Source organism: Pseudoalteromonas sp. 2CM32C, from assembly GCF_023161925.1.
Lineage (GTDB): Bacteria > Pseudomonadota > Gammaproteobacteria > Enterobacterales > Alteromonadaceae > Pseudoalteromonas > Pseudoalteromonas marina.
This window is the reverse complement of the sequence record NZ_JALNTI010000016.1, coordinates 22,687-42,162: the sequence shown is the minus strand read 5'-3', so window position 1 is coordinate 42,162 and position 19,476 is coordinate 22,687. Positions and strand designations below refer to the sequence as shown.

At 40.5% G+C, this 19,476-nt stretch carries 21 protein-coding genes and 1 tRNA gene; 14 read left to right on the top strand and 8 right to left on the bottom strand.

The features are described from left to right. Nucleotides 1-124: 124 nt before the first annotated feature. The 4 genes from MTF67_RS18160 to MTF67_RS18145 all read left to right on the top strand — a co-directional run bounded on the left by MTF67_RS18160 (nt 125) and on the right by MTF67_RS18145 (nt 4,971). Nucleotides 125-201, top strand: a tRNA-Arg gene (locus MTF67_RS18160). 378 nt (nt 202-579) lie between these two features. Further along, nucleotides 580-1,755: a DUF1343 domain-containing protein gene (locus tag MTF67_RS18155; protein WP_248520314.1), complete on the top strand. Its 1,176-nt coding sequence runs from the start codon at nt 580-582 to the stop codon at nt 1,753-1,755. Between the two features lie 9 nt (nt 1,756-1,764). Further along, nucleotides 1,765-3,417 carry a penicillin binding protein PBP4B gene (pbp4b, locus tag MTF67_RS18150; RefSeq protein ID WP_248520313.1) on the top strand — a complete coding sequence of 551 codons (1,653 nt, stop codon included), beginning with the start codon at nt 1,765-1,767 and terminating at the stop codon, nt 3,415-3,417. 177 nt (nt 3,418-3,594) lie between these two features. Further along, on the top strand, nt 3,595-4,971 hold the full coding sequence (locus MTF67_RS18145; RefSeq protein WP_248520312.1) for a Na+/H+ antiporter NhaC family protein: 1,377 nt from the start codon (nt 3,595-3,597) through the stop codon (nt 4,969-4,971). A gap of 298 nt (nt 4,972-5,269) precedes the next feature. Here the strand turns inward: MTF67_RS18145 and MTF67_RS18140 are convergent, their stop codons facing one another. The 4 genes from MTF67_RS18140 to MTF67_RS18125 all read right to left on the bottom strand — a co-directional run bounded on the left by MTF67_RS18140 (nt 5,270) and on the right by MTF67_RS18125 (nt 8,068). Next, complete coding sequence (locus MTF67_RS18140) at nt 5,270-6,148, bottom strand: hypothetical protein (RefSeq protein WP_248520311.1); 879 nt, start codon at nt 6,146-6,148, stop codon at nt 5,270-5,272. A gap of 81 nt (nt 6,149-6,229) precedes the next feature. Further along, the gene (locus MTF67_RS18135) at nt 6,230-6,841 is read right to left on the bottom strand and encodes a hypothetical protein (RefSeq protein WP_248520310.1); all 612 of its coding nucleotides are present in this window, start codon (nt 6,839-6,841) and stop codon (nt 6,230-6,232) included. Further along, entirely contained in the window at nt 6,828-7,418 is a 591-nt protein-coding gene (locus MTF67_RS18130) for a sigma-70 family RNA polymerase sigma factor (RefSeq protein WP_248520309.1), read from the bottom strand. The genes MTF67_RS18135 and MTF67_RS18130 overlap by 14 nt, the downstream gene beginning before the upstream one ends. Before the next feature lie 14 nt (nt 7,419-7,432). Then, nucleotides 7,433-8,068 (bottom strand): energy transducer TonB, encoded by a 636-nt coding sequence (locus MTF67_RS18125; protein WP_008129029.1) that lies wholly within the window; start codon nt 8,066-8,068, stop codon nt 7,433-7,435. 146 nt (nt 8,069-8,214) lie between these two features. On the opposite strand from MTF67_RS18125, the gene MTF67_RS18120 reads away from it, so the two are divergent. The 3 genes from MTF67_RS18120 to MTF67_RS18110 all read left to right on the top strand — a co-directional run bounded on the left by MTF67_RS18120 (nt 8,215) and on the right by MTF67_RS18110 (nt 9,800). Next, nucleotides 8,215-8,721 (top strand): DUF3087 domain-containing protein, encoded by a 507-nt coding sequence (locus MTF67_RS18120; RefSeq protein ID WP_008129031.1) that lies wholly within the window; start codon nt 8,215-8,217, stop codon nt 8,719-8,721. A gap of 21 nt (nt 8,722-8,742) precedes the next feature. Then, a complete protein-coding gene (locus MTF67_RS18115; RefSeq protein WP_248520308.1) occupies nt 8,743-9,192 on the top strand; it encodes a low molecular weight protein-tyrosine-phosphatase in 450 nt (149 codons plus the stop codon). 95 nt (nt 9,193-9,287) lie between these two features. Further along, nucleotides 9,288-9,800: a hypothetical protein gene (locus MTF67_RS18110; protein WP_248520307.1), complete on the top strand. Its 513-nt coding sequence runs from the start codon at nt 9,288-9,290 to the stop codon at nt 9,798-9,800. A gap of 59 nt (nt 9,801-9,859) precedes the next feature. Here MTF67_RS18110 and MTF67_RS18105 read toward each other — a convergent pair whose 3' ends face one another. Beyond that, nucleotides 9,860-10,972, bottom strand: coding sequence for an energy transducer TonB (locus MTF67_RS18105; protein WP_248520306.1), 1,113 nt, complete (start codon nt 10,970-10,972; stop codon nt 9,860-9,862). Nucleotides 10,973-11,573: 601 nt separating this feature from the next. Between MTF67_RS18105 and ribA the strand changes: the two genes are divergently transcribed. The 6 genes from ribA to csrA all read left to right on the top strand — a co-directional run bounded on the left by ribA (nt 11,574) and on the right by csrA (nt 17,642). Beyond that, nucleotides 11,574-12,197, top strand: a complete 624-nt coding sequence (gene ribA / locus MTF67_RS18100) for a GTP cyclohydrolase II (protein ID WP_006794352.1) — start codon at nt 11,574-11,576, stop codon at nt 12,195-12,197. A gap of 77 nt (nt 12,198-12,274) precedes the next feature. Further along, complete coding sequence (locus MTF67_RS18095) at nt 12,275-13,063, top strand: BPSS1780 family membrane protein (RefSeq protein WP_008129389.1); 789 nt, start codon at nt 12,275-12,277, stop codon at nt 13,061-13,063. Beyond that, the gene (locus MTF67_RS18090) at nt 13,063-13,515 is read left to right on the top strand and encodes a regulatory protein RecX (RefSeq protein WP_006794350.1); all 453 of its coding nucleotides are present in this window, start codon (nt 13,063-13,065) and stop codon (nt 13,513-13,515) included. The genes MTF67_RS18095 and MTF67_RS18090 overlap by 1 nt, the downstream gene beginning before the upstream one ends. Nucleotides 13,516-13,534: 19 nt before the next feature. Beyond that, a complete protein-coding gene (alaS, locus tag MTF67_RS18085; RefSeq protein ID WP_248520305.1) occupies nt 13,535-16,135 on the top strand; it encodes an alanine--tRNA ligase in 2,601 nt (866 codons plus the stop codon). Nucleotides 16,136-16,141: 6 nt separating this feature from the next. Continuing rightward, a complete protein-coding gene (locus MTF67_RS18080) occupies nt 16,142-17,359 on the top strand; it encodes an aspartate kinase (RefSeq protein WP_006794348.1) in 1,218 nt (405 codons plus the stop codon). Nucleotides 17,360-17,450: 91 nt separating this feature from the next. Then, nucleotides 17,451-17,642 carry a carbon storage regulator CsrA gene (gene csrA / locus MTF67_RS18075; RefSeq protein ID WP_004587515.1) on the top strand — a complete coding sequence of 64 codons (192 nt, stop codon included), beginning with the start codon at nt 17,451-17,453 and terminating at the stop codon, nt 17,640-17,642. Nucleotides 17,643-17,693: 51 nt separating this feature from the next. Here csrA and MTF67_RS18070 read toward each other — a convergent pair whose 3' ends face one another. The 3 genes from MTF67_RS18070 to MTF67_RS18060 all read right to left on the bottom strand — a co-directional run bounded on the left by MTF67_RS18070 (nt 17,694) and on the right by MTF67_RS18060 (nt 18,708). Next, a complete protein-coding gene (locus MTF67_RS18070) occupies nt 17,694-18,161 on the bottom strand; it encodes a YcxB family protein (RefSeq protein ID WP_248520304.1) in 468 nt (155 codons plus the stop codon). Nucleotides 18,162-18,291: 130 nt separating this feature from the next. After that, nucleotides 18,292-18,483, bottom strand: a complete 192-nt coding sequence (locus tag MTF67_RS18065) for a hypothetical protein (protein WP_006794346.1) — start codon at nt 18,481-18,483, stop codon at nt 18,292-18,294. A 51-nt stretch (nt 18,484-18,534) separates the two neighbouring features. Then, a complete protein-coding gene (locus tag MTF67_RS18060; RefSeq protein ID WP_006794345.1) occupies nt 18,535-18,708 on the bottom strand; it encodes a DUF1328 family protein in 174 nt (57 codons plus the stop codon). Between the two features lie 512 nt (nt 18,709-19,220). On the opposite strand from MTF67_RS18060, the gene MTF67_RS18055 reads away from it, so the two are divergent. Then, entirely contained in the window at nt 19,221-19,466 is a 246-nt protein-coding gene (locus MTF67_RS18055; RefSeq protein WP_006794344.1) for an OadG family transporter subunit, read from the top strand. The last annotated feature ends 10 nt before the right edge of the window (nt 19,467-19,476 follow it).

The following is a 19,476-nucleotide window of genomic DNA, read 5'->3' as shown; positions in this document are numbered from 1 at the left end:
GCGCATAGCTCAGCTGGATAGAGTACCTGGCTACGAACCAGGCGGTCGGAGGTTCGAATCCTCCTGCGCCCACCACTTTTACACACTCTGCTTAGAGTATAAACAAGTAAAAAAGAATGAAAGTGGGCGCATAGCTCAGCTGGATAGAGTACCTGGCTACGAACCAGGCGGTCGGAGGTTCGAATCCTCCTGCGCCCACCACTTTCATACATAAGCCGACGCTAAGTCGGTTTTTTTGTGCCTGAAATTTGAGAAAGCTTTCAGATATCATTTAAACCTAATGATACATACTGCCAAATCTTCCATTTAGTCACTTCTTTAAAAGCGCAGTGCCTCTAAACCTCTTTGTGAATAATGCTCTTAAAAATAACTGCATAAAGAGAAATAAAAGAGGAGTAAATGAGTAGTTCAAAACCACTATGAGTAATTAAACGCTGAAGCTTAAATCGTCGTAGACGTAGAGCTTGCTCACGTGAGAAGCGTAGCTTCTAATTACTTATGTATCGACTCAAAAGCATTCGCTGCTCTTTAACTTAAGCTGTGGTATTTTAAACACCTTGTTTAAAAGGATCTTGCTGTATGTTTAAAACCGTATTTTTTATATTTTTATTGAGTTTAAGTGCGCTTTTTACTATTACCACACACGCGAATGAAGCAAAGCATTCAGTAACCGTAGGGGCTGAACAGCCGGCAGTGTACTTACCGCAATTACAAAATAAACGTGTTGGGTTAGTGGTTAATCAAACCTCTTTAGTAGGGCAAGCACACTTGGTTGACAGCCTGCTTAGTAAAAATATAAACATAACCAAAATTTTTGCACCCGAGCATGGTTTTAGAGGCGATCACGACGCCGGTGCTCATGTTAAAAACGCCATAGATAGCAAAACCGGCATTCCACTAATTTCTATTTACGGTAAAAATAAAAAGCCAAGCGCTGAGGCTCTTAGCAATGTAGATGTTATTGTTTTTGATATTCAAGATGTGGGTGTACGTTTTTATACTTACATAAGCTCTATGCATTACATGATGGAGGCTGCGGCTGAGCAAGGTGTTGAATTTATAGTGCTTGATAGGCCAAACCCCAATATTGCCTATATTGACGGGCCAATTCTTGAGCGCGAATTTAAATCGTTTGTAGGCATGCACCCAATCCCAGTATTGCATGGAATGACGGTAGGTGAGCTGGCTAACATGCTCAAAGGCGAGGGCTGGATCAATAAAGCCACCGGTCTAAAGCTCACCGTGATCCCCGTTGATCGTTATACACGCACAACTCGTTATAGCTTACCTGTAAAACCCAGCCCTAATTTACCAAACGATCAATCAATCGCGCTTTACCCATCGCTGTGCTTTTTTGAAGCAACCCCTGTGAGTATTGGCCGCGGCACCGATTTTGCGTTTCAGGTTATTGGTTATTCGCCGGTAAAATTAGGGGATTTTAATTTTACACCGCGGGCTATTAAAGGCGCTGCTTTAAACCCTAAATTTAAAAATACAACGATACATGGCCTTGATTTAAGGCAAGTAAACGCCGCAGGGCTAAATTTAACGTACTTAATAAACGCCTACGCCACCCTTAATAAACATAACGTCGACTTTTTTGAACGCGCTGGATTTATGGATAAATTGGCAGGTACTAATAAACTGCGTTTAGCTATAGAGGCAGGGCAGTCGGCTGCGCAAATAAAGCAAAGCTGGCAACGCGGCCTTACACAATTTAAAGCGCAACGAGCGCCTTATTTGTTATATGAGTAAGGCTTAACCATGTTATTTATTTTAAAAAATACTCGCTTCATAAAAAACGCATGGTTAGCTGCTTTGAGTTTAATTATTGTAGGCTGCAGTAGTACACATAATTCATTAAAATCGCAGCCAGTGCTGACTAAAAGCCAGCTAATAGCGCTGCCAAACGCACAAGTTGTAGCCAGCTTTCCTGAGCCAAATCCAAGTAGCCGGTTTTATGTAAACAACCGTGGCACATTTAAAGCGTATAAAGGTCGCGGCCAATTATTAATACAAAACCACAGTGCCGAAAGTGCCGATATTTACATAAACAATCAAAAACTTGCTACCAATACGTTAACCACTAATACGCTTTATAATTACAGCTTAGCGGCGCATACTCATAATGGGATAAACACATTTAAGGTAGAAAATATTTTACCTAAAGGCGCAAGCTTAACGCTGCGTTTTGCATTTCCTACATTAAATTTAACGCCTAACAAGCCAGTTGATTTTACTGACGTTGATGAACTTATTGAGCGTGATATTAAAGCGGGGTTTCCTGGTGCAGTGCTGGCGGTTGTTAAAAATGGCGAGCTAATAAAACTTACAGCTTATGGTGATGCAAAGCAGTACCAGCAAAACGATCTAATGCTACTGCGCCCAGAGCCTATGCAAACCAATACTCTATTCGACTTAGCCTCAAACACTAAAATATTTTCCACTAACTTTGCACTCATGAAACTAATAAGCGAAGGGCAACTCAATATAAACAACCCCGTGCAAACTTATTTAACAGAATACATCGGCGGTGGGCGAGAGCAACGCACAGTAAAAGAGTTACTTACTCACAGCGCAGGCTACCCACCCGTGTTTGATTTTCACCGAAAAGATACACAGCAAGGCGATGCATTTTATTCTCAAAATAGCCAAACCACTAAACAGCTTTTGCTCACCAAAGTGCCGCTTAATAACAAAAAGCCAATGCAACATGTGTATTCTGATATTGATTACATGATTTTAGGTGTATTGGTTGAGCGCATAACAGGGCAGCCACTAGACGAGTACTTAGAGCAGCACGTTTATAAACCCCTTGCACTGAGTAACACGCTATTTAACCCACTTAAAAAAGGCTTTGAGCGCAGTCAATTTGCAGCCACCGAACTTAGCGGCAACACCCGCGATGGACGTATTACTTTTGATAATATTCGAACACATGTGTTGCAAGGCCAAGTTCATGACGAACGCGCATTTTACTCGTTTGGCGGCGTTGCTGGGCATGCCGGGTTATTTAGTAACGCCCAGGATTTAGCTGTGCTTTGCCAGCTATTATTAAATAATGGTGGCTACGGCGACCAACAATTATTTAGTGCAAGTGCCTTAGCGCAGTTTTTAACGCCGCAAAGCACTAACGAAACGTACGGCCTAGGTTTTAGGCTTGCAGGTAATAACCAAGCACGGCGTTGGCACTTTGGCCCTTATGCCAGCGCACAAGCGTATGGCCATACCGGTTGGACAGGCACCGTAACAGTAATCGATCCCGCTTACGACTTGGCCATTGTTTTGCTTACTAACGCGCGCCACACTGCAATTAAAGGCACACAAAAACGTTATGAATTTACAGGCAAACAATTCGAAACCGCACAATATGGATCTGTGGTATCGCTTGTTTACGAAGCGCTGTTAAATCAATAAATTATCTTATAGGTTAAAATGGGCTAACACAGTTACGCCCAATGGCTTATTTGCAGGTGACTTGGCAACATCAATCCATTAAGCTAGGCGGTTTACTCCATTAAGCCACTTTTTAAGTTTTAGGCTTAACATATAAGCGTTTAAGCGCGGGTTGTTAATAATTAAGGTTAACTTTTTATGCATTGGTATTCTATTTTACCGCCGCTAATTGCGATTGCTATCGTGTTTTGGCGCAAAGAAGTCATTATGGCGCTGCTAGTTGCCGTGGCGTCTTCTGAGTTTTTACTTGTCCTACAAGGGGAAGGAAATAGCGTATTTACAACATTTTTAAATACCATAGAGCGTATTATTTCGGTGGCAAGTTCGCCGGGTAACAGCCGCATACTCATATTTAGTATTTTAATAGGTGCCTTACTTGCCTACATTCGCGAATCTGGCGGTGTGGCGGCAACGGTTAACTTATTAATGAACAAAGGGGTTGCAAAAGGTAAACGCCAAGTTGGTTTTTTAACTATGTTTACTGGCGTTGCGGTGTTTATAGAGTCAAACCTAAGCGTGCTTACGTCGGGTATTTTGTCGCGTGGCTTGTTCGACAAATTTAAAATGAGCCGTGCACGCCTTGCCTATATTATTGATAGTACCAGTGCCCCGGTGTGTATTTTAATACTACTTAACGGCTGGGGTGCATTTGTGCTGGGCTTATTAGGTAATTACGAATTGGGCGAATCGGCGGTATCGGTATTGTGGGGCAGCGTTGGATATAACTTTTACGCCATAATTACCTTGGTTATTGTTTTTTACACCATTGCGTTTGATAAAGTACACGGCCCAATGAAAGAGGCCGAACAAAAATTAGAGCTACAAACAAACGAGCTAAAAGAAGAAGTAAAAGGCTCTAAAGCGCGCTTTATGTTAGTGCCATTATTTACGCTAATTGCCAGCATGGTAGGCTTTATGTTTTACACTGGTAACGGTGTGTTGGCAGAAGGTAGCGGCTCTAAATCGGTATTATATGCAACTGTACTCGCGATTGTGGTTGCTTACTTACTAATGATTAGTTCGCGCCAATTTACCCACCACCAATTGGTTGATACTGGCTTTAAAGGCATGGGTGAATTACTCCCGTTAGTAAGCATTGTTTTGCTTTCGCTTACGCTAGGTGCAAGCTTAAAAGAGCTAGGTACGGGTGTGTTTGTTGCGTCATTGGTGGGCGACTACTTACCTATTTACTTAATAGTGCCCGTGCTGTTTTTAACAGGGGCGGTTATGTCGTTTACTACAGGCACATCGTGGGGCACGTTTGCCATACTTATCCCTATTGGCGTACCGCTCATACAAGCACTGGGTCTACCACCTTCACTTGTGGTCGGCGCTATTTTGGGCGGCGGCATATTTGGCGATCACTGTTCGCCTATATCCGACACCAGCGCCGTATCGGCACTCGCCTCGGGGTGTGATTTACTCACCCACGTTAAAACACAGCTACCGTACGCGTTATTTGGTGGCGCACTGACCTTTATTGCTTATTTGGTTATTAGTATTATTGTGTTGTAAAAACTCGGAATTGAAATCTTTAAAAGCCTGCTTAATCGCAGGCTTTTTTGTTTCATACGTAAGGTGAGTGAAGCGGAATCCAACAGATTTCTAATCCAGTTTGCAACTTTAACGCTAAATAAATGCATTTTTTTGGCGCCTAACTTGCTCTCACTAGCTTGTTGGGGAGCTATCTAAGGAAGTGTTTAGTGGTTGTTTAAATGGTTAATATGATGAGCTGTACAACAATATATAACTATTGTTAGATCCGAAGCTATGAGCCTGCTGAATAGCAGACTGTTTAATGTATATTAAATTTTTAAACAGCTAGACCATGCTCTTCCATATTTTTCCTAGTTTCTTCAGAAAGCCAACTTAATAGCTCTTTACTTTCGATTTGAAAGGAGACTAAACAAGCAATCTCTATGAAGACTGCTTCAATACCTATATGAAGTTTTTCTTTTTCATATACGTTCAGGTGAGAAGATATTTCTAATACAAATAACCATGTGAAGATTGATAATTCAGGATAGAGTATCACTCGTAAAATCTTTTTATACTCTTCGGACTTAACAGAGCTAAGAAGTAAGCCAAGAGCAATGATTTTATCCTTATAAATAAAAAAGTTCTTATCAAAAATTAGAGATTTATAATTATTTGGATGTGAGTAATCATTACTTATATTTTTAGAACCAATAGATAGAAAGTATTCTTCAAAAAAATTGCTATGCGTAAATTGATCAGAATTTTTACCATTATTTATTGTTAACGAAGTGAAGTCTAAATCACCTGTTTCTCCAACAGATTTAATTGCATAGTTGTAATTGTTTTCAATAAGTATTAGGTGCCTTTTATTTAACTCTTTTATTTGAAATATAATAGAAGTTACAGTCTCTTTAATGACTGTAAAGTTTTGAATATTCAGTTGTTCTTGTAGAGCTTCACGAGTTTCTTTGAGCTCTTTTCTATTATCTTTCCAGATATTTAATAGAAGTATGAGTGATATTACAGCAATACACGTACTTGTTAGGTTATAAAATACACTAGAGGTATTAGTCCAGGTCTGAATGTTTTTTGGTGCACCGATACCAAATACACTAACAAAACAAATGAAAATAAATATTAAAAACAACAAAAGTGCACTAGACCACTTTTGTATGGTGGTAAGTTCTAAATCAACTTTTTTTATTGGTTTCATAGCTTTCCTTAGCGAGACTTTCTTTTATTAAAACATTGTGTTTTAAGAATAACTAGAATATCGCTAAATATATAGTAATTATTAGGCCCCACATTGCCTAACCCCAACCCCGGCATGTTTAAGCCCTACAATCTGCCCTTTGCCGTTATGCGCCATAGCGAGCATATCACCGGTATTGATATTACTCTCTACCGCGTGCCTTTCCTTTAAATCACTCAATAGCGACTGTTTAATTTGCACGAGTACCTCGTCACGACAGCTGGCTATGTACCAGTCGTTGTCGACCTTAACAAGCGTGCCGTATTCTATATGGCGTTGCTGGTGGCGGCGTAAATCGTTTGCTAATTGGGTGTCGAGCGCGCGTTTTTGTTGCGTTATGGCGCTTGCGTAGCTGCCTGTTTGATCTATTTCATGCGTTGTTATAAACGAGTAGTCGTGTATATCTATGGTGTTTAATACGGTTTTAGGGGCGGTATTTATTACGTTGTTGCTGTCTAGCACTATAAAGGCCAGTAAGCCCAGAGCGCAGGTAAGGCTTGTGAGTTGCAGGGCAAAACCTAACTTTTTAGGTTGTTTTTGAGCTACGCTGTGTTTTAACGCCTGTTTTTGAGCATGCGAAAGGGTGGTACGTGCTTTACGCGCTTTAAAGTGGTTTGACAGCTTTTCATCAAACTGCTCATTAGGCTTGTTCATTATTGTCTCCTAATAATTGTTTTAGGTTTTGTTTGGCGTAGCGCAGTCTTGTTTTTATGGTTTGGGCGTTGCTTTGCGTTATAAGCTCTATGTCGGCAAGGCTAAAACCTTCTTGTTGTAAGGTGATGGCTTCGCGCTGCACAAAGCTCAGTTCCTTGAGCGCCGTGTTGAATGCTTCGTAGCTTATGTGTGTGTCACCTATATGCGAGTCACTATTTGTTAATTCGCTTTGATTGGCACTTTGCATAGGTTGTAGGCTGTTTTCGTCTAGCTCCACAAAATGTTGCTGTTTGCGGTATTCGTCTATTAACGTGTTACGTGCGAGTTTAAATAACCACGCTTTAGGCGTGGTTTGCGCTTGGTAAAGGTGGCGCTTTTCAATTACTTTTAGCCACGTTTGCTGGCTTACGTCGTATGCTAAGTGAGTATTAGATTGCGTAACTAGGTAGTGGTATAAATCGTTACTGTAGAGGGCAATAAGCTGCTCTAAGTGACGGTTTTCTCCACTTTTTGCATAACGCGCCATGCAGTCTTTGCTGGGCGTTTCAAATAACCAAGTTTTAATACTCATTAGCATAGGCGTTTAGTCCGTTAAATAGAGTTATCTAATTTAAAATCAAGTTGAACCGTTTGATCTGTTTGTAATTGTGCCACACCTTCAATTACTTTTGGGCGGTATTTCCAACGTTTAATAGCGCGTAGTGCTTCGCGGTTAAAAATACGTTTTGGTTCGGCGTTTAAAACTACCGCGTCAATTACTTCGCCAGTGGGCGATATATTAAAGCTAAGTTGTACCCAGCCTTCTATTCCATCACGCGCAGCGGTGGTTGGGTACTTTGGATTTATGCGCACAATGGGTGAGGCATCTCCCGTTGGGCGGTTAAGGGTATTGTTAATACCGTCACCAAAGTCATCCATTATTAATGGCGGTGCCGTGTTGATTGCCATAACGGGGTCGGCACTCGGTGTTACACGCGGTGGCGCTTTAGGCGGCATTTTTGGTGTAGGTGGTTCTGGCATTTTATCTATGTGTCTTACTTTTGAATCTTCAGGCACTTTAAATATTTCAACCGTTATTTCTTTGCCAGGGTCTAGTGGTGCGCGTTGGTCGCCACTGATTAGGTATTGCATAAATGCAAAGGCGGCAAAGGTCATTGCTGCACCACCAATTACGGCGGTTGATGTTTTTATAAATGTTGGGTTATTTGGGGTTTCAAGTGTGTGCATAAGCCGCTCCTAGTTAACTCATTATGTGGTTTTCAGAGCTATAACGGGTGGCAAATCAAAAAGGGGTGAAATATTTTTATAAAAAATGCGGGGTTTAGTTACAATAGCGTTTCGCATTCTTTTACTTATTAACTTTTTAGGCTGTTATGCAACTCATTGAAATAAATAAAGCGCGTTACCGTAAGCATTTAAATCGTGTCATTGTGGGCTGTGCGGCTTCGCTTGCGGCGGGGAGCTTAGCTATATCGCAAACGCTGATTGCGTTGTTTCCGGATGAAAGCGGAAGCCATTTTCATTGGAACTTAACTGGTGTGGTTATTACAAGTTTAGCCATAGGGTGGTTGTTAAATAAATACCGCACTCATCCTTATATGACCGAAGTGGTTTATGTATGGGAGCTAAAACAGGCACTTAATAAAATAACCCGTAAAATGCCAAAGTTAAAAGCGGCTGGTCGTGAAGGTAACCCCGCTGCACTATTAGCCATTCATTACAGTTATGCGGGCTCGCGTTTATTGTGGCAGCTAGACGACAACCTCATAACAATGGAAGACCTAGCCATTAAACAAGCTGAGTTAGATTCGGTTGCTGCGCAGTTTAATTTAACGCTAAATGCTGACGATTACGAAGAGAGCATATTAAAACAGTTTTAAAGCCTAATTTAAGGAGCCGCTATGAAAAAGGTACTGATTGTATGTTTAGGTAATATTTGCCGTTCACCTACTGCTGAGGCAGTTTTAAAAGCGCGTGCAAAAGCCTTGGGTGTAAAGGTGGTGGTCGATTCTGCAGGTACAATTGGCTATCACGAAGGAAAATCCCCCGATAGCCGTTCAATGGCGGCGGGTGAAAAGCGCGGCTATAGCTTTAAAGGAATACGCTCGCGTAAAGTTCGCACTAGCGACTTTACCGAGTTTGATTTAATTTTAGCAGCCGACAAACAAAATTTAACTGATTTAAAAGAGCAGTGCCCAACGCATTTACACTATAAGTTAGCGTTGTTTTTAGAGTACGGGGAGCAAAGCACAAGTGCCATACCTGATCCCTATTACGGTGGTGACGACGGCTTTGAAAACGTACTTGATTTAATAGAAGCGGCCAGCGATAACATACTTGCTAAAATGTAAGCGCCTCTTATCAGTTTGTTACATTAACGAACATTTGTTTTATTGCCCTTTGTTCCTTAATTGAGTACGATTTATCCTTACTCAAAAGGAATATTATGAATACAAAAATATTACTACTGGTTTTATCACTTGGTTCGGGTTCTGCTTTTGCTAATGATGTGAGCTTTTCGATTGGGGGTGGCTACCCTTACTTGGTTGTACCTGAAGTGTCTTTATCGGCAGATAACAATTCTCAGCGCTGGTACGCAAACTATAAAATTGGCCTAGATGATGGCTTTTCAGTGGGTTTTGAACACGCACTTAGTGATAACAATAAACACGCATTGGGTGTGTTAGTTGGGGCTATTGGCGCACGTGATACCGACCAACCATGTGAAAGCACAAACACTGACGACATTGCTAGCGAGCTAGGTAATATTTTTGGATGTGCGCTAGGGCAAATATTTGATGATGAAACCACAAATGGTATTGGGCTTACATACAGTTATAACTTTAACGGCTTAAATAATAGTGGTTTTAGACTAATACTTGATGCAGGCTATGGTAAAACAAGTGACAGTAATGAAAAAAGAGCCGATGGTGCTATTCGTATTAGTTACGAATTTTAGGGCGTCGTGAGTAAAAATAAAAAAGGCGCTAAATAGCGCCTTTTTTATTTGTAAAACCGCTAGCGGTTTATTTTAAAATCTATTTGCACCTGGGTGCTTGCTACTACGGGGCTTCCGTTTTCAAATTTGGGGGCATAACGCCATTTTTTAAGTGCCTCTAATGCTGACTTTTCAAATGCGTGACCACCTTCTGAGCTTATTACTGATGAGTTTTTTACAAATCCGGCAGTGTCTACATCAAACTGAAGAACAACAATACCATCTGTATTTTGGCGTGCTTTATTTACTGGGTACTTAGGTGGTTGGCGGTATACCGGTGTTTGTTCTTGTGAGTCTTTCCATGGCACCATTTCGGCAATAGCTAAACAATGTTTAGTTGCTTGTTCGCTTTGACCTGTTTTTTCGTAAAGGTTTACAAGTTTTGAGTGCGCGGTAAGTTCGGCGTTATGATCAAAGCTTAGGTTGCTATCAAATACCGAAACAACATGATTTAAACGCTCAATCGCTTTTTTATATTTTCTCTTACTTTGCGCAAACGAGGCGACTAAAAAGTCTGTTTTGATTCGCTCAACCGTGTTTTCGTCTAAATTTTCACGGTAGTATTCATCGGCTTCGTTCAATAACTTTTGCGCTGCACGAAACTTTTTATGTGCAAACTTACTTGCTAACAACGACGCGGCTTCAAATTGCATATCGGCAACAAATTTTGGTTTATTTTGTGCTTTAGCGATATCGATTATACGTTCGAGATGATCTTCTGCCAAAGACGCTGATTTAGCATTTTCGGCTTTACCTAAAAGTGCGTCGAGCGTTTGTAATGCATTTTTGCCGTGGTTATCAGCTAAAATTGTATACGCTTGCGAGTAAAGGCTGTAACGCTGCTGCCTGATATTTTTTTTGTTGCTTGTTGTGCTTGGCGGTGTAATGGCTTTAGCATAATTAATAGCAAGGTTTGCTGTGTTGTCGCTTTTATCGCCGTAAAAAGTAAGGCCTGTAGTGTAAGCTCGTTTTGCGGCTTGCTCAATATCGTGTTTTGTTTCTACTGCGTTTAGGTAACTTTGATAGGCAGTTGAAAAAGCCGCTTTAGCGTTGTCAGTTTGGCTAGCAAGTGCATTATTTGTAAAGGCAGATAAGCTTAATCCAACAAATAGAGCTAGATGTTGTGGCTTCATAATGATCCTTATTAATTGTGAACCTGAACTTTGAATAATAACTCTATGCTAAGTGGTAATTACAGCGCTAACTTTAAATTTTATTCACTAAAAGCGTTGGTTAAAAAGCAGTAGACTTAAATGTCATTACTCTCGTGTTATTAAGCGTTTTATTTAAAATTCAGATAAATTTAACTAAAAATAACTTACTACAGATGATAGCTATTGTCATTAAATAGGTACAAAAAGCCAATGTTATATGCTGATTTAATGTGTTTTTTACTTAACAGGAACGCTGGTTAAGAGACTTGCTAAAATATTGACTAGTAGTGGTGTTTTAGGTTTTTTTCTCTAGCCAGATGTTTTCAATGAAAACAAGGCGAATTTACGCGTCAATAGCTGGCCTATTGCAAGTACATTCAACGCAGTTAGCGCTGAAAATAGCTGCTAGAGATAGGTTTATTATCCCGAGTTCGGGTTAATTAAGGTTAGTCATTGAAAACAGGCGCTGTCGTCGCCATATAATTGCGATAAACAATGTTGTACTACGATCTAATTTTACTCTTTTGTGATATTATCACTTTATTGTCGTGTCGTAGTTATTTAAATATTTGGATTTGTCGTGGCGCAAGTAAGAGCAAGAGTCCAACTTAATGTTGGCAAAAATAGTGATATCCCTGCAGAAATAGTGTCATTTACTGACCTAAAAGATGGCCAAGAACATATTGCTATGGTGTTTAACAACGCCGATACCGAGCAAGATGTACCGCTTATTCGTATGCATTCGGAGTGTTTAACGGGGGATGTTTTTCATTCGTCACGCTGTGATTGCGGCGAACAGTTAAACGAATGTATTGAAATGATGCACGAGCAAGGCGGTATTTTGCTTTACTTACGCCAAGAAGGCCGTGGTATTGGTTTATACAATAAGATTGATGCTTACGTATTGCAATCGCAAGGTATGAATACCTACGAGGCCAATAACCATTTAGGCTTTGCAGACGACTTACGCGACTTTTCGGATGCGGTATTAATGCTTAATGCGCTTAACTTAAAGCACGTTAAATTAATGACCAACAATCCTAAAAAACTCAATGCTTTGAAAGATGCGGGTATTGAAGTTGATACAGTTATTGGTACACACGCACACATAAAGGCGGGTGTAGCAGGTAATAAAGCCTACTTAGAAACCAAAATAAAGCATGGCGCACATATGCTAGATATTAAAAAAATTAAAAAACCTTAATATTACTGGTCTGCCTCTGTGATCCCACCCAACGCCAAGTTATACTTGGCGTGTTTCGTTATAAATTAAGAGCAAGTATGTCTACACAATTACGAGTATTTAAAGCAGATGCCGGGCTAAAGTGGTTAAAAGCGGGATGGCTTATTTTTAAAACCCAGCCAATGACGTTTATTTTTATGCATTTATTTATTGGCATTGTGGGCTTACTGTCGTTGTTTTTACCTTTACTTCAAGTGGTTGCAGCACTGGCTACGCCTTTTTTAACTGCCGGCTTTTACCAAGCAGTGCTGACCAAACAGCAAGGCGGTAAAATAATGTTGGCTGACATTCTTAAGCCATTTTCAGCTAAAGGAAACCGCTTAGGCTTGGTCCGTTTGGCGTTATACCAAATGGGGGCGGGTATTTTAATGGCGTTATTAGCAAACGGTTTATTTGCCGATGCCGTGGCAATTATGAGCCAGCCAGGGCTTGAACCTCAAGCTGCACTTGAGCAAACTATTGCGAGTATTTCGGGTGCGAGTGTTATTTTATTTTTTATGGCCATGCTTATTTATTTAACGGCCTTTGCCTATGCGGTACCGCTTGTTTATTTTAATAAAGAGCAACGTATTTTAACGGCGCTTAAGCAATCGCTTATGGTTTTTTATCATAATTTGTTTCCGTTAAGTGTTTTTGGCGTTATTTGCGTACTATTTATGGCGGTTTCTATGTTCTTATCGTTCTTACCACTGTTGATTTTAATGCCGATTTGCTACATTAGTTTTTTTGTTTCTTATCAGGCGATTTTTATGCCGATTGTCCCGCCAAGTGACGACAAAAATGTTAAGCCACTAAGCAGTGAAACAAGCGGACGCTTCGACGCTTAATGGATGATAAGTTAAAACAAAAATTAAAAAATTATGTACTTTGGTTACTCGGGCGCCAAGAATACTCGCGTCGTGAGTTAACCTTTAAATTACAGCAAAAAGAAGCCACAGATGAGTTTATCGAAAACTTGCTTGATTGGTGCGAAAAGCACAACTTTATAAACGAGCAACGTTACTGTGAAGGCTTTGTAAGAAAACACATTTTTAAATGCCATGGGCTTAAGCGAATTCAAAGCGAGGCCATGGGTAAAGGGATTGACCGTTCGCTACTTGAAAGAGTAGTTGAAGAGCTTGAAATAGACTGGTTTGAGCTTGCGCAGGATGCGTATAACAAAAAATATTCAAATACACCGGCAAACCTCGATTACAAAGACAAGGCTAAGCGCGTGCGCTACTTAATGTATCGAGGTTTTAGCTACGAACAAATCGATTTTGCAATGCAATCACAGTAAATACAGGTGAGATTTTCACATGCAGCACATGACTACCGCACAAATTAGGCAACAGTTTTTAGACTTTTTTGCCAGCAAGCAACACCAAGTTGTTCCTTCAAGCTCGCTTATTCCGGGTAACGATGCCACGTTATTGTTTAACAATGCCGGTATGGTGCAATTCAAAGATGTATTTTTAGGCGCAGAATCTCGCCCATATACACGTGCAACAAGTTCGCAGCGTTGTGTGCGTGCCGGTGGTAAACATAACGATTTAGAAAACGTGGGTTACACGGCACGCCACCACACATTTTTTGAAATGTTAGGTAACTTCAGTTTTGGTGACTACTTTAAGCAAGAAGCAATTAAGTTTGCGTGGGAGTTTTTAACTGAGGTTGTTAAATTACCTCAAGAAAAACTGCTTGTTACTATTTACCACGATGATGAAGAAGCGTTTGAGTACTGGTCAAAAGATATTGGCTTAAGTGAAGATCGCATTATTCGTATTGCTACCTCAGATAACTTTTGGTCTATGGGTGATACAGGCCCGTGTGGTCCATGTTCTGAAATATTTTATGATCACGGTGAGCATATTTGGGGTGGGCCTCCAGGCTCTCCAGAGGAAGACGGCGACCGTTTTATCGAAATTTGGAACCTCGTATTTATGCAGTACAACCGTCAAAGCGACGGTACTATGCTGCCATTACCTAAGCAATCTGTTGATACGGGCATGGGCCTTGAGCGTATTTCTGCTATTTTGCAGGGCGTGCATTCAAACTACGAAATCGATTTATTCCAAGGCTTAATTGCAGCGGCGGCGAGTGTCACTAACGCGCAAGATATGGACGATAAGTCGCTTCGCGTAGTAGCGGATCATATTCGCTCATGTGCGTTTTTAATCTCCGACGGTGTTATGCCATCTAACGAAGGTCGTGGTTACGTACTTCGTCGTATTATTCGCCGTGCGGTACGCCATGGTAATAAGCTTGGCGCACAAGGCGCGTTTTTCTTTAAATTAGTTGCTGCACTTATTGAGCAAATGGGTCAAGCGTACCCAGAGCTTGCTAAGCAACAAGAGATTATCGAAAAAGTACTGCGTATTGAAGAAGAGCAATTTGGTAAAACACTTGAGCGTGGTTTAGCTATTTTAGAAGAAAGCTTAAGCGACCTTAAGGGCGATGTGATCCCAGGCGATTTAGTATTTAAACTTTACGATACGTATGGTTTCCCTGCCGATTTAACCGCCGATGTTGCGCGTGAGCGCCAAATGACCATTGATCATAAAGGCTTTGAAGAATGCATGGCTGTACAGCGTAAAACTGCGCAGCAAGCTGGTAAATTTGGTGCCGATTACAACGAGCAGTTAAAATCAGATAAACACACTGACTTTAAAGGCTACGACAGCACGCATTACAGTGCAACAGTGGTTGAAGTGTTTGCTGGTGGTGAGGCCGTACAGTTATTAGAAGATGGCCAAGAAGGCATTGTAATACTAGATCGCACACCGTTTTACGCAGAATCGGGTGGCCAAACGGGTGATACCGGTACAATTACAGTGGCTGGTGGCGAGTTTAATGTGACTAACACCACTAAACTAGGTAATGCATTTGCGCACCACGGTACAGTACAAGGCCGTATTGGTGTTAACGATAAAGTGGATGCCACTATTGATGATGCTCGTCGTGAGAACATCAAGAAAAACCATACAGCTACGCATATTTTACACGAAGCATTACGTCAGTTATTAGGTGAACATGTAAGCCAAAAAGGCTCGTTAGTTCAAGTGGATCGTTTACGATTTGATTTCTCGCACTTTGAAGCCGTAACTAAAGACGAACTTCGTGACATTGAACGTGTAGTTAACGACGAAATTCGCCGTAACTTTGCACTTAACACTGAGCTTATGGCTATTGATGATGCTAAAGCGAAAGGTGCAATGGCGCTGTTTGGCGAAAAGTACGACGACGAAGTACGCGTAGTAACCATTGGTGATTACTCAATTGAGCTTTGTGGTGGTACACACGTTGAACGTGCGGGCGATATTGGCTTATTCAAAATAGTATCTGAAAGCGGTATTGCTGCAGGTGTTCGCCGTATAGAAGCAGTAACTGGCGCAGATGCGGTTGCTTATGTAAGTGAGCAAGAGCAACAGCTTAGCGATGTAGCAGCGCTTGTGAAAGGCGATAGCGCATCAGTACTTGAAAAAGTAACTGCGCTTCTTGAGAAGTCTAAAGGCCTTGAAAAGCAAATTGCTCAGCTTAACGATAAGCTAGCGAGCGCTGCAGGTGCATCGTTACTTGATTCGATTGTAGAAATTAATGGCGTTAAGTTATTGGTTGCAAATGTTGAAGGCACTGAGTCTAAAGCGCTTCGCGGTATGGTTGACGACCTTAAAAATAAGATTGGCTCAGGTGTTATTGCCCTCGGTGTTGCCAGCGGTGAAAAAGTAAGTCTAATTGCGGGCGTGACTAAAGACTTAACTGGCAAAGTAAAAGCCGGTGAGCTTGTAAACCACATGGCTTCTCAAGTAGGCGGTAAAGGTGGCGGTCGTCCTGATATGGCGCAAGCGGGTGGTTCTGAGCCACAAAACCTTGCTGCTGCACTTGATAGTGTTACTGCTTGGTTAACTGAGCGTACTTAAGCCTAAGTGGCGTTAATTGTACAGAAGTATGGCGGCACGTCGGTTGGCTCAATAGAGCGAATAGAAGCGGTCGCCGACCTTGTTGTTAAAACTAGACAACAAGGTCATCAAGTGGTTGTGGTGCTCTCGGCTATGTCGGGAGAAACCAACCGCTTAATTAATCTTGCCAAACAAATAGATTCCCGTCCTAGTAACCGCGAGCTCGACGTACTAATTAGTACTGGCGAGCAAGTATCGGTTTCGTTATTGGCTATGGCTATTATCAAACGCGGCCACTCAGCCGTAAGCCTACTAGCTGATCAAGTTAATATTCAAACCGATAATATGTTCGGTAAAGCCCGCATTACAGACATTGCAGCTACACGTTTAAAGCATGAACTTGAGCATAACCGTATTGCTATTATTGCCGGGTTTCAGGGGCGTGATGTTGAAGGCAATATAACAACCCTTGGCAGAGGCGGTACTGATACGTCGGCTGTAGAAATAGCTGCGGCTATAAAAGCTGATGAATGTCAGATCTATACTGATGTTGACGGCGTATATACTACAGATCCTCGGGTTGAACCTAACGCACGAAGAATGAGCCAAGTGACCTTTGCTGAAATGCTAGAGTTAGCAAGCTTAGGTGCTAAAGTATTGCATATTCGTTCTGTTGAGGCGGCAGGTAAACACAATGTTCCATTAAGGGTGCTTTCGAGCTTTAACCCCGATGAAGGAACATTGATTACGTTTGAGGAAGACGATATGCCAAGTAAAGTTGTTTCGGGTATTGCATTTAATGCTGATGAGTGCTTAATTAAGGTACAGGGTGTGCAAAGCGGCACTCAAAATCTTGTAAAAATATTGAAACTTTTTGCTGATAACGGCATCGAAATAGATATGATTAATCAAGTTAATCATATCTTTGAAAAAATAGACTATGCTTTTACTGTGCACTCGAACGACTACCCGCAAGCACTTGAGTTACTAACCGAGCAAAAGGTGTCTTTAGGTGCTGAAAATATAATCGGGCTAACAACCATTGCAAAAGTATCTGCTGTTGGTATGGGAATGAAATCGCACTGGGGTGTTGCTAGTTTATTTTTTGATGCCTTAGCAAATGAAAATATTAATGTAGTTTTAGTGTCTACATCAGAGATTAAAATTTCAGTTTTAATAGATGAAAAGTACCTCGAACTGGCTGTTCGTGCATTACACAAAGTATTTTTAACGGAAAGTAGATAGATAGTGAGTTTTTACTTACTTTTTAGTCTATTTTTCATTAATATGGATAAGCGGAATCTTATAATTTTTATTGGAACATGGGAGCAAGAGAATGCTAATACTAACTCGTAGAGTAGGTGAAACCCTTATGATCGGTGACGAAGTAACAGTGACCGTTTTAGGAGTTAAAGGAAATCAAGTTCGAATTGGTGTAAATGCACCAAAAGACGTTTCAGTGCATCGTGAAGAGATTTACATGCGTATACAAGCTGAAAAGTCTAACCCTAATCCGGGCAATGCTTAATCAACACGTATACTTAACTAAATAATTTATTTAGCTAAGCCAAAAAGCCACTCATTGAGTGGCTTTTTTGTTTATAAAGTCGAGCATTTCATCTGTGAGTATTTGCTTAGAGATATATTGCATGTTGTTTTTATTTTTTATCAATAAGCCCTGTGGTGTTTCGATTACGTCAGTGATGTCTTGCCAAGCGAGCTGGTAGCTTTTGTAATGGTTTGCCGATTTAATGCCTTCATCATCAAAAGTGAGTGTAACCTCTGAACCTGATGCTCTGCTAAACATTTGTCTGGTTACCCACCATGGCCTGCGATAATAAAAAGCAACGCATTCGAGTACAGCAACCATGATCAAAAATGTTCCTAAATAATGATCAGCTAAACCGTAAATGCTAAATAAACCAAGCGAAACTAACAGTACCAGTAAAAAATACTTAGGCTGCGCGCGTTTACTGTAAGGAAGTGACTCGTCAAAGCATTCATAAAAGTAGGGTTTATTAAGTGTGTAGGTTGTTGAAAATGACATAGTGCCTTGCTTTAAAAATCGTTTTATATATTTTAGCAAGTTCGCTTATAAATGAGCAGCTTTATAATGCGTGCATTTATTTTGGGCACAAAAAAACGGCCAAGTGGCCGTTTTTTTAATATATTAACTATTAACAGTTAGTTTCTTCAGCGTTTACGCCTTCTTTTACTTCTTCACACGTATCTTCAACAGAGTTTTGTACATCTGTTACTACTTCATCAATACGTTCACCGGCTTCTTCTGCGTTGTTATCTTGGCAACCCATGATGAAAAAACTTGCGAAAAGACCAATTAGTGCTGCTTTTAAAGTTGTAGAGTTCATAATGTAATTCCTTGTAAATAAATAAAATTGTAGTGTTAGTTGAGTATATGCCTACCTGGGCGATTTACCACGCAGCGCACCTGAAACTAACGAAATAACTAAAAGTACTATAAAAATAAAGAATATAATTTTTGCTATACCAGCTGCGGCACCCGCGATGCCACCAAAACCTAACACTGCAGCGATTAAAGCAATAACTAAAAATGTGATTGTCCAGCGTAACATTGTTTTCTCCTTGGTTATCAAATTTGTACACAATAGTTAATGCTAGTTGCGTGCCATGATATATTTTTGTTTAATATCAGTTGTTTATGTTTTTTCTTTGTGTTTTTGAGTTTGCTTGATTGGTAACTTTTACGTTGGGTTGTGTAACTTATTCACACACAAAAATATATCGCCACCGAAAAGCTATGTTTGGTAAGACCAATTAACAAATTTTATTTTTTCTACATTTTATGAGTCACAGTAGGCTTAGTAGAGTACGCAAAAATAGGCTTTGTTTAAACTTTACCTATAGCTTGTAGATATAGTGAGTATTTTTTCTGTGTATTATGGGGTGTTGATGAGTAAGGGTTTTTACTGTGGTTAATAAATTTGGTTATATGTTATTTTTATTTTAATTGGTTTTACCAATTTACAATGGCTAGACAAAGGTATTTGTTTTGTTATTATCTAGTGAATAAATATTTAACTAAATCGATTTTTTATTTTTCGATATGGGTTTCAAGGGGAGAAGAATGGATATAGGTGCTGTACTTGCAACTGCTGGTAGCTTAATGCTAACAGGAATGGTTGGGGTGTTTGTCTTTCTTTCAATATTAATTGGCGCAGTTACAATTATGTCTAACTTGGTGGCGCGTTTTAGCCCTGCTGACGTTGCGGCTCCAGTTAAATCACCATCATTTAAATCTCAAGGTGTGCCAAATGAGCACATCGCTGCTATTAGTGCTGCCATTGCTCAGTACAAATCAAATAACAAATAAGGGGCTCACA

Bases quoted from the DNA above. Each gene is read 5' to 3' on its own strand.
- MTF67_RS18155 (WP_248520314.1), top strand. From the start codon at position 580: ATGTTTAAAACCGTATTTTTTATATTTTTATTGAGTTTAAGTGCGCTT.
- pbp4b (WP_248520313.1), top strand. From the start codon at position 1,765: ATGTTATTTATTTTAAAAAATACTCGCTTCATAAAAAACGCATGGTTA.
- MTF67_RS18145 (WP_248520312.1), top strand. From the start codon at position 3,595: ATGCATTGGTATTCTATTTTACCGCCGCTAATTGCGATTGCTATCGTG.
- MTF67_RS18140 (WP_248520311.1), bottom strand. From the start codon at position 6,148: ATGAAACCAATAAAAAAAGTTGATTTAGAACTTACCACCATACAAAAG.
- MTF67_RS18135 (WP_248520310.1), bottom strand. From the start codon at position 6,841: ATGAACAAGCCTAATGAGCAGTTTGATGAAAAGCTGTCAAACCACTTT.
- MTF67_RS18130 (WP_248520309.1), bottom strand. From the start codon at position 7,418: ATGCTAATGAGTATTAAAACTTGGTTATTTGAAACGCCCAGCAAAGAC.
- MTF67_RS18125 (WP_008129029.1), bottom strand. From the start codon at position 8,068: ATGCACACACTTGAAACCCCAAATAACCCAACATTTATAAAAACATCA.
- MTF67_RS18120 (WP_008129031.1), top strand. From the start codon at position 8,215: ATGCAACTCATTGAAATAAATAAAGCGCGTTACCGTAAGCATTTAAAT.
- MTF67_RS18115 (WP_248520308.1), top strand. From the start codon at position 8,743: ATGAAAAAGGTACTGATTGTATGTTTAGGTAATATTTGCCGTTCACCT.
- MTF67_RS18110 (WP_248520307.1), top strand. From the start codon at position 9,288: ATGAATACAAAAATATTACTACTGGTTTTATCACTTGGTTCGGGTTCT.
- MTF67_RS18105 (WP_248520306.1), bottom strand. From the start codon at position 10,972: ATGAAGCCACAACATCTAGCTCTATTTGTTGGATTAAGCTTATCTGCC.
- MTF67_RS18095 (WP_008129389.1), top strand. From the start codon at position 12,275: ATGTCTACACAATTACGAGTATTTAAAGCAGATGCCGGGCTAAAGTGG.
- MTF67_RS18090 (WP_006794350.1), top strand. From the start codon at position 13,063: ATGGATGATAAGTTAAAACAAAAATTAAAAAATTATGTACTTTGGTTA.
- alaS (WP_248520305.1), top strand. From the start codon at position 13,535: ATGCAGCACATGACTACCGCACAAATTAGGCAACAGTTTTTAGACTTT.
- csrA (WP_004587515.1), top strand. From the start codon at position 17,451: ATGCTAATACTAACTCGTAGAGTAGGTGAAACCCTTATGATCGGTGAC.
- MTF67_RS18070 (WP_248520304.1), bottom strand. From the start codon at position 18,161: ATGTCATTTTCAACAACCTACACACTTAATAAACCCTACTTTTATGAA.
- MTF67_RS18065 (WP_006794346.1), bottom strand. From the start codon at position 18,483: ATGAACTCTACAACTTTAAAAGCAGCACTAATTGGTCTTTTCGCAAGT.
- MTF67_RS18060 (WP_006794345.1), bottom strand. From the start codon at position 18,708: ATGTTACGCTGGACAATCACATTTTTAGTTATTGCTTTAATCGCTGCA.
- MTF67_RS18055 (WP_006794344.1), top strand. From the start codon at position 19,221: ATGGATATAGGTGCTGTACTTGCAACTGCTGGTAGCTTAATGCTAACA.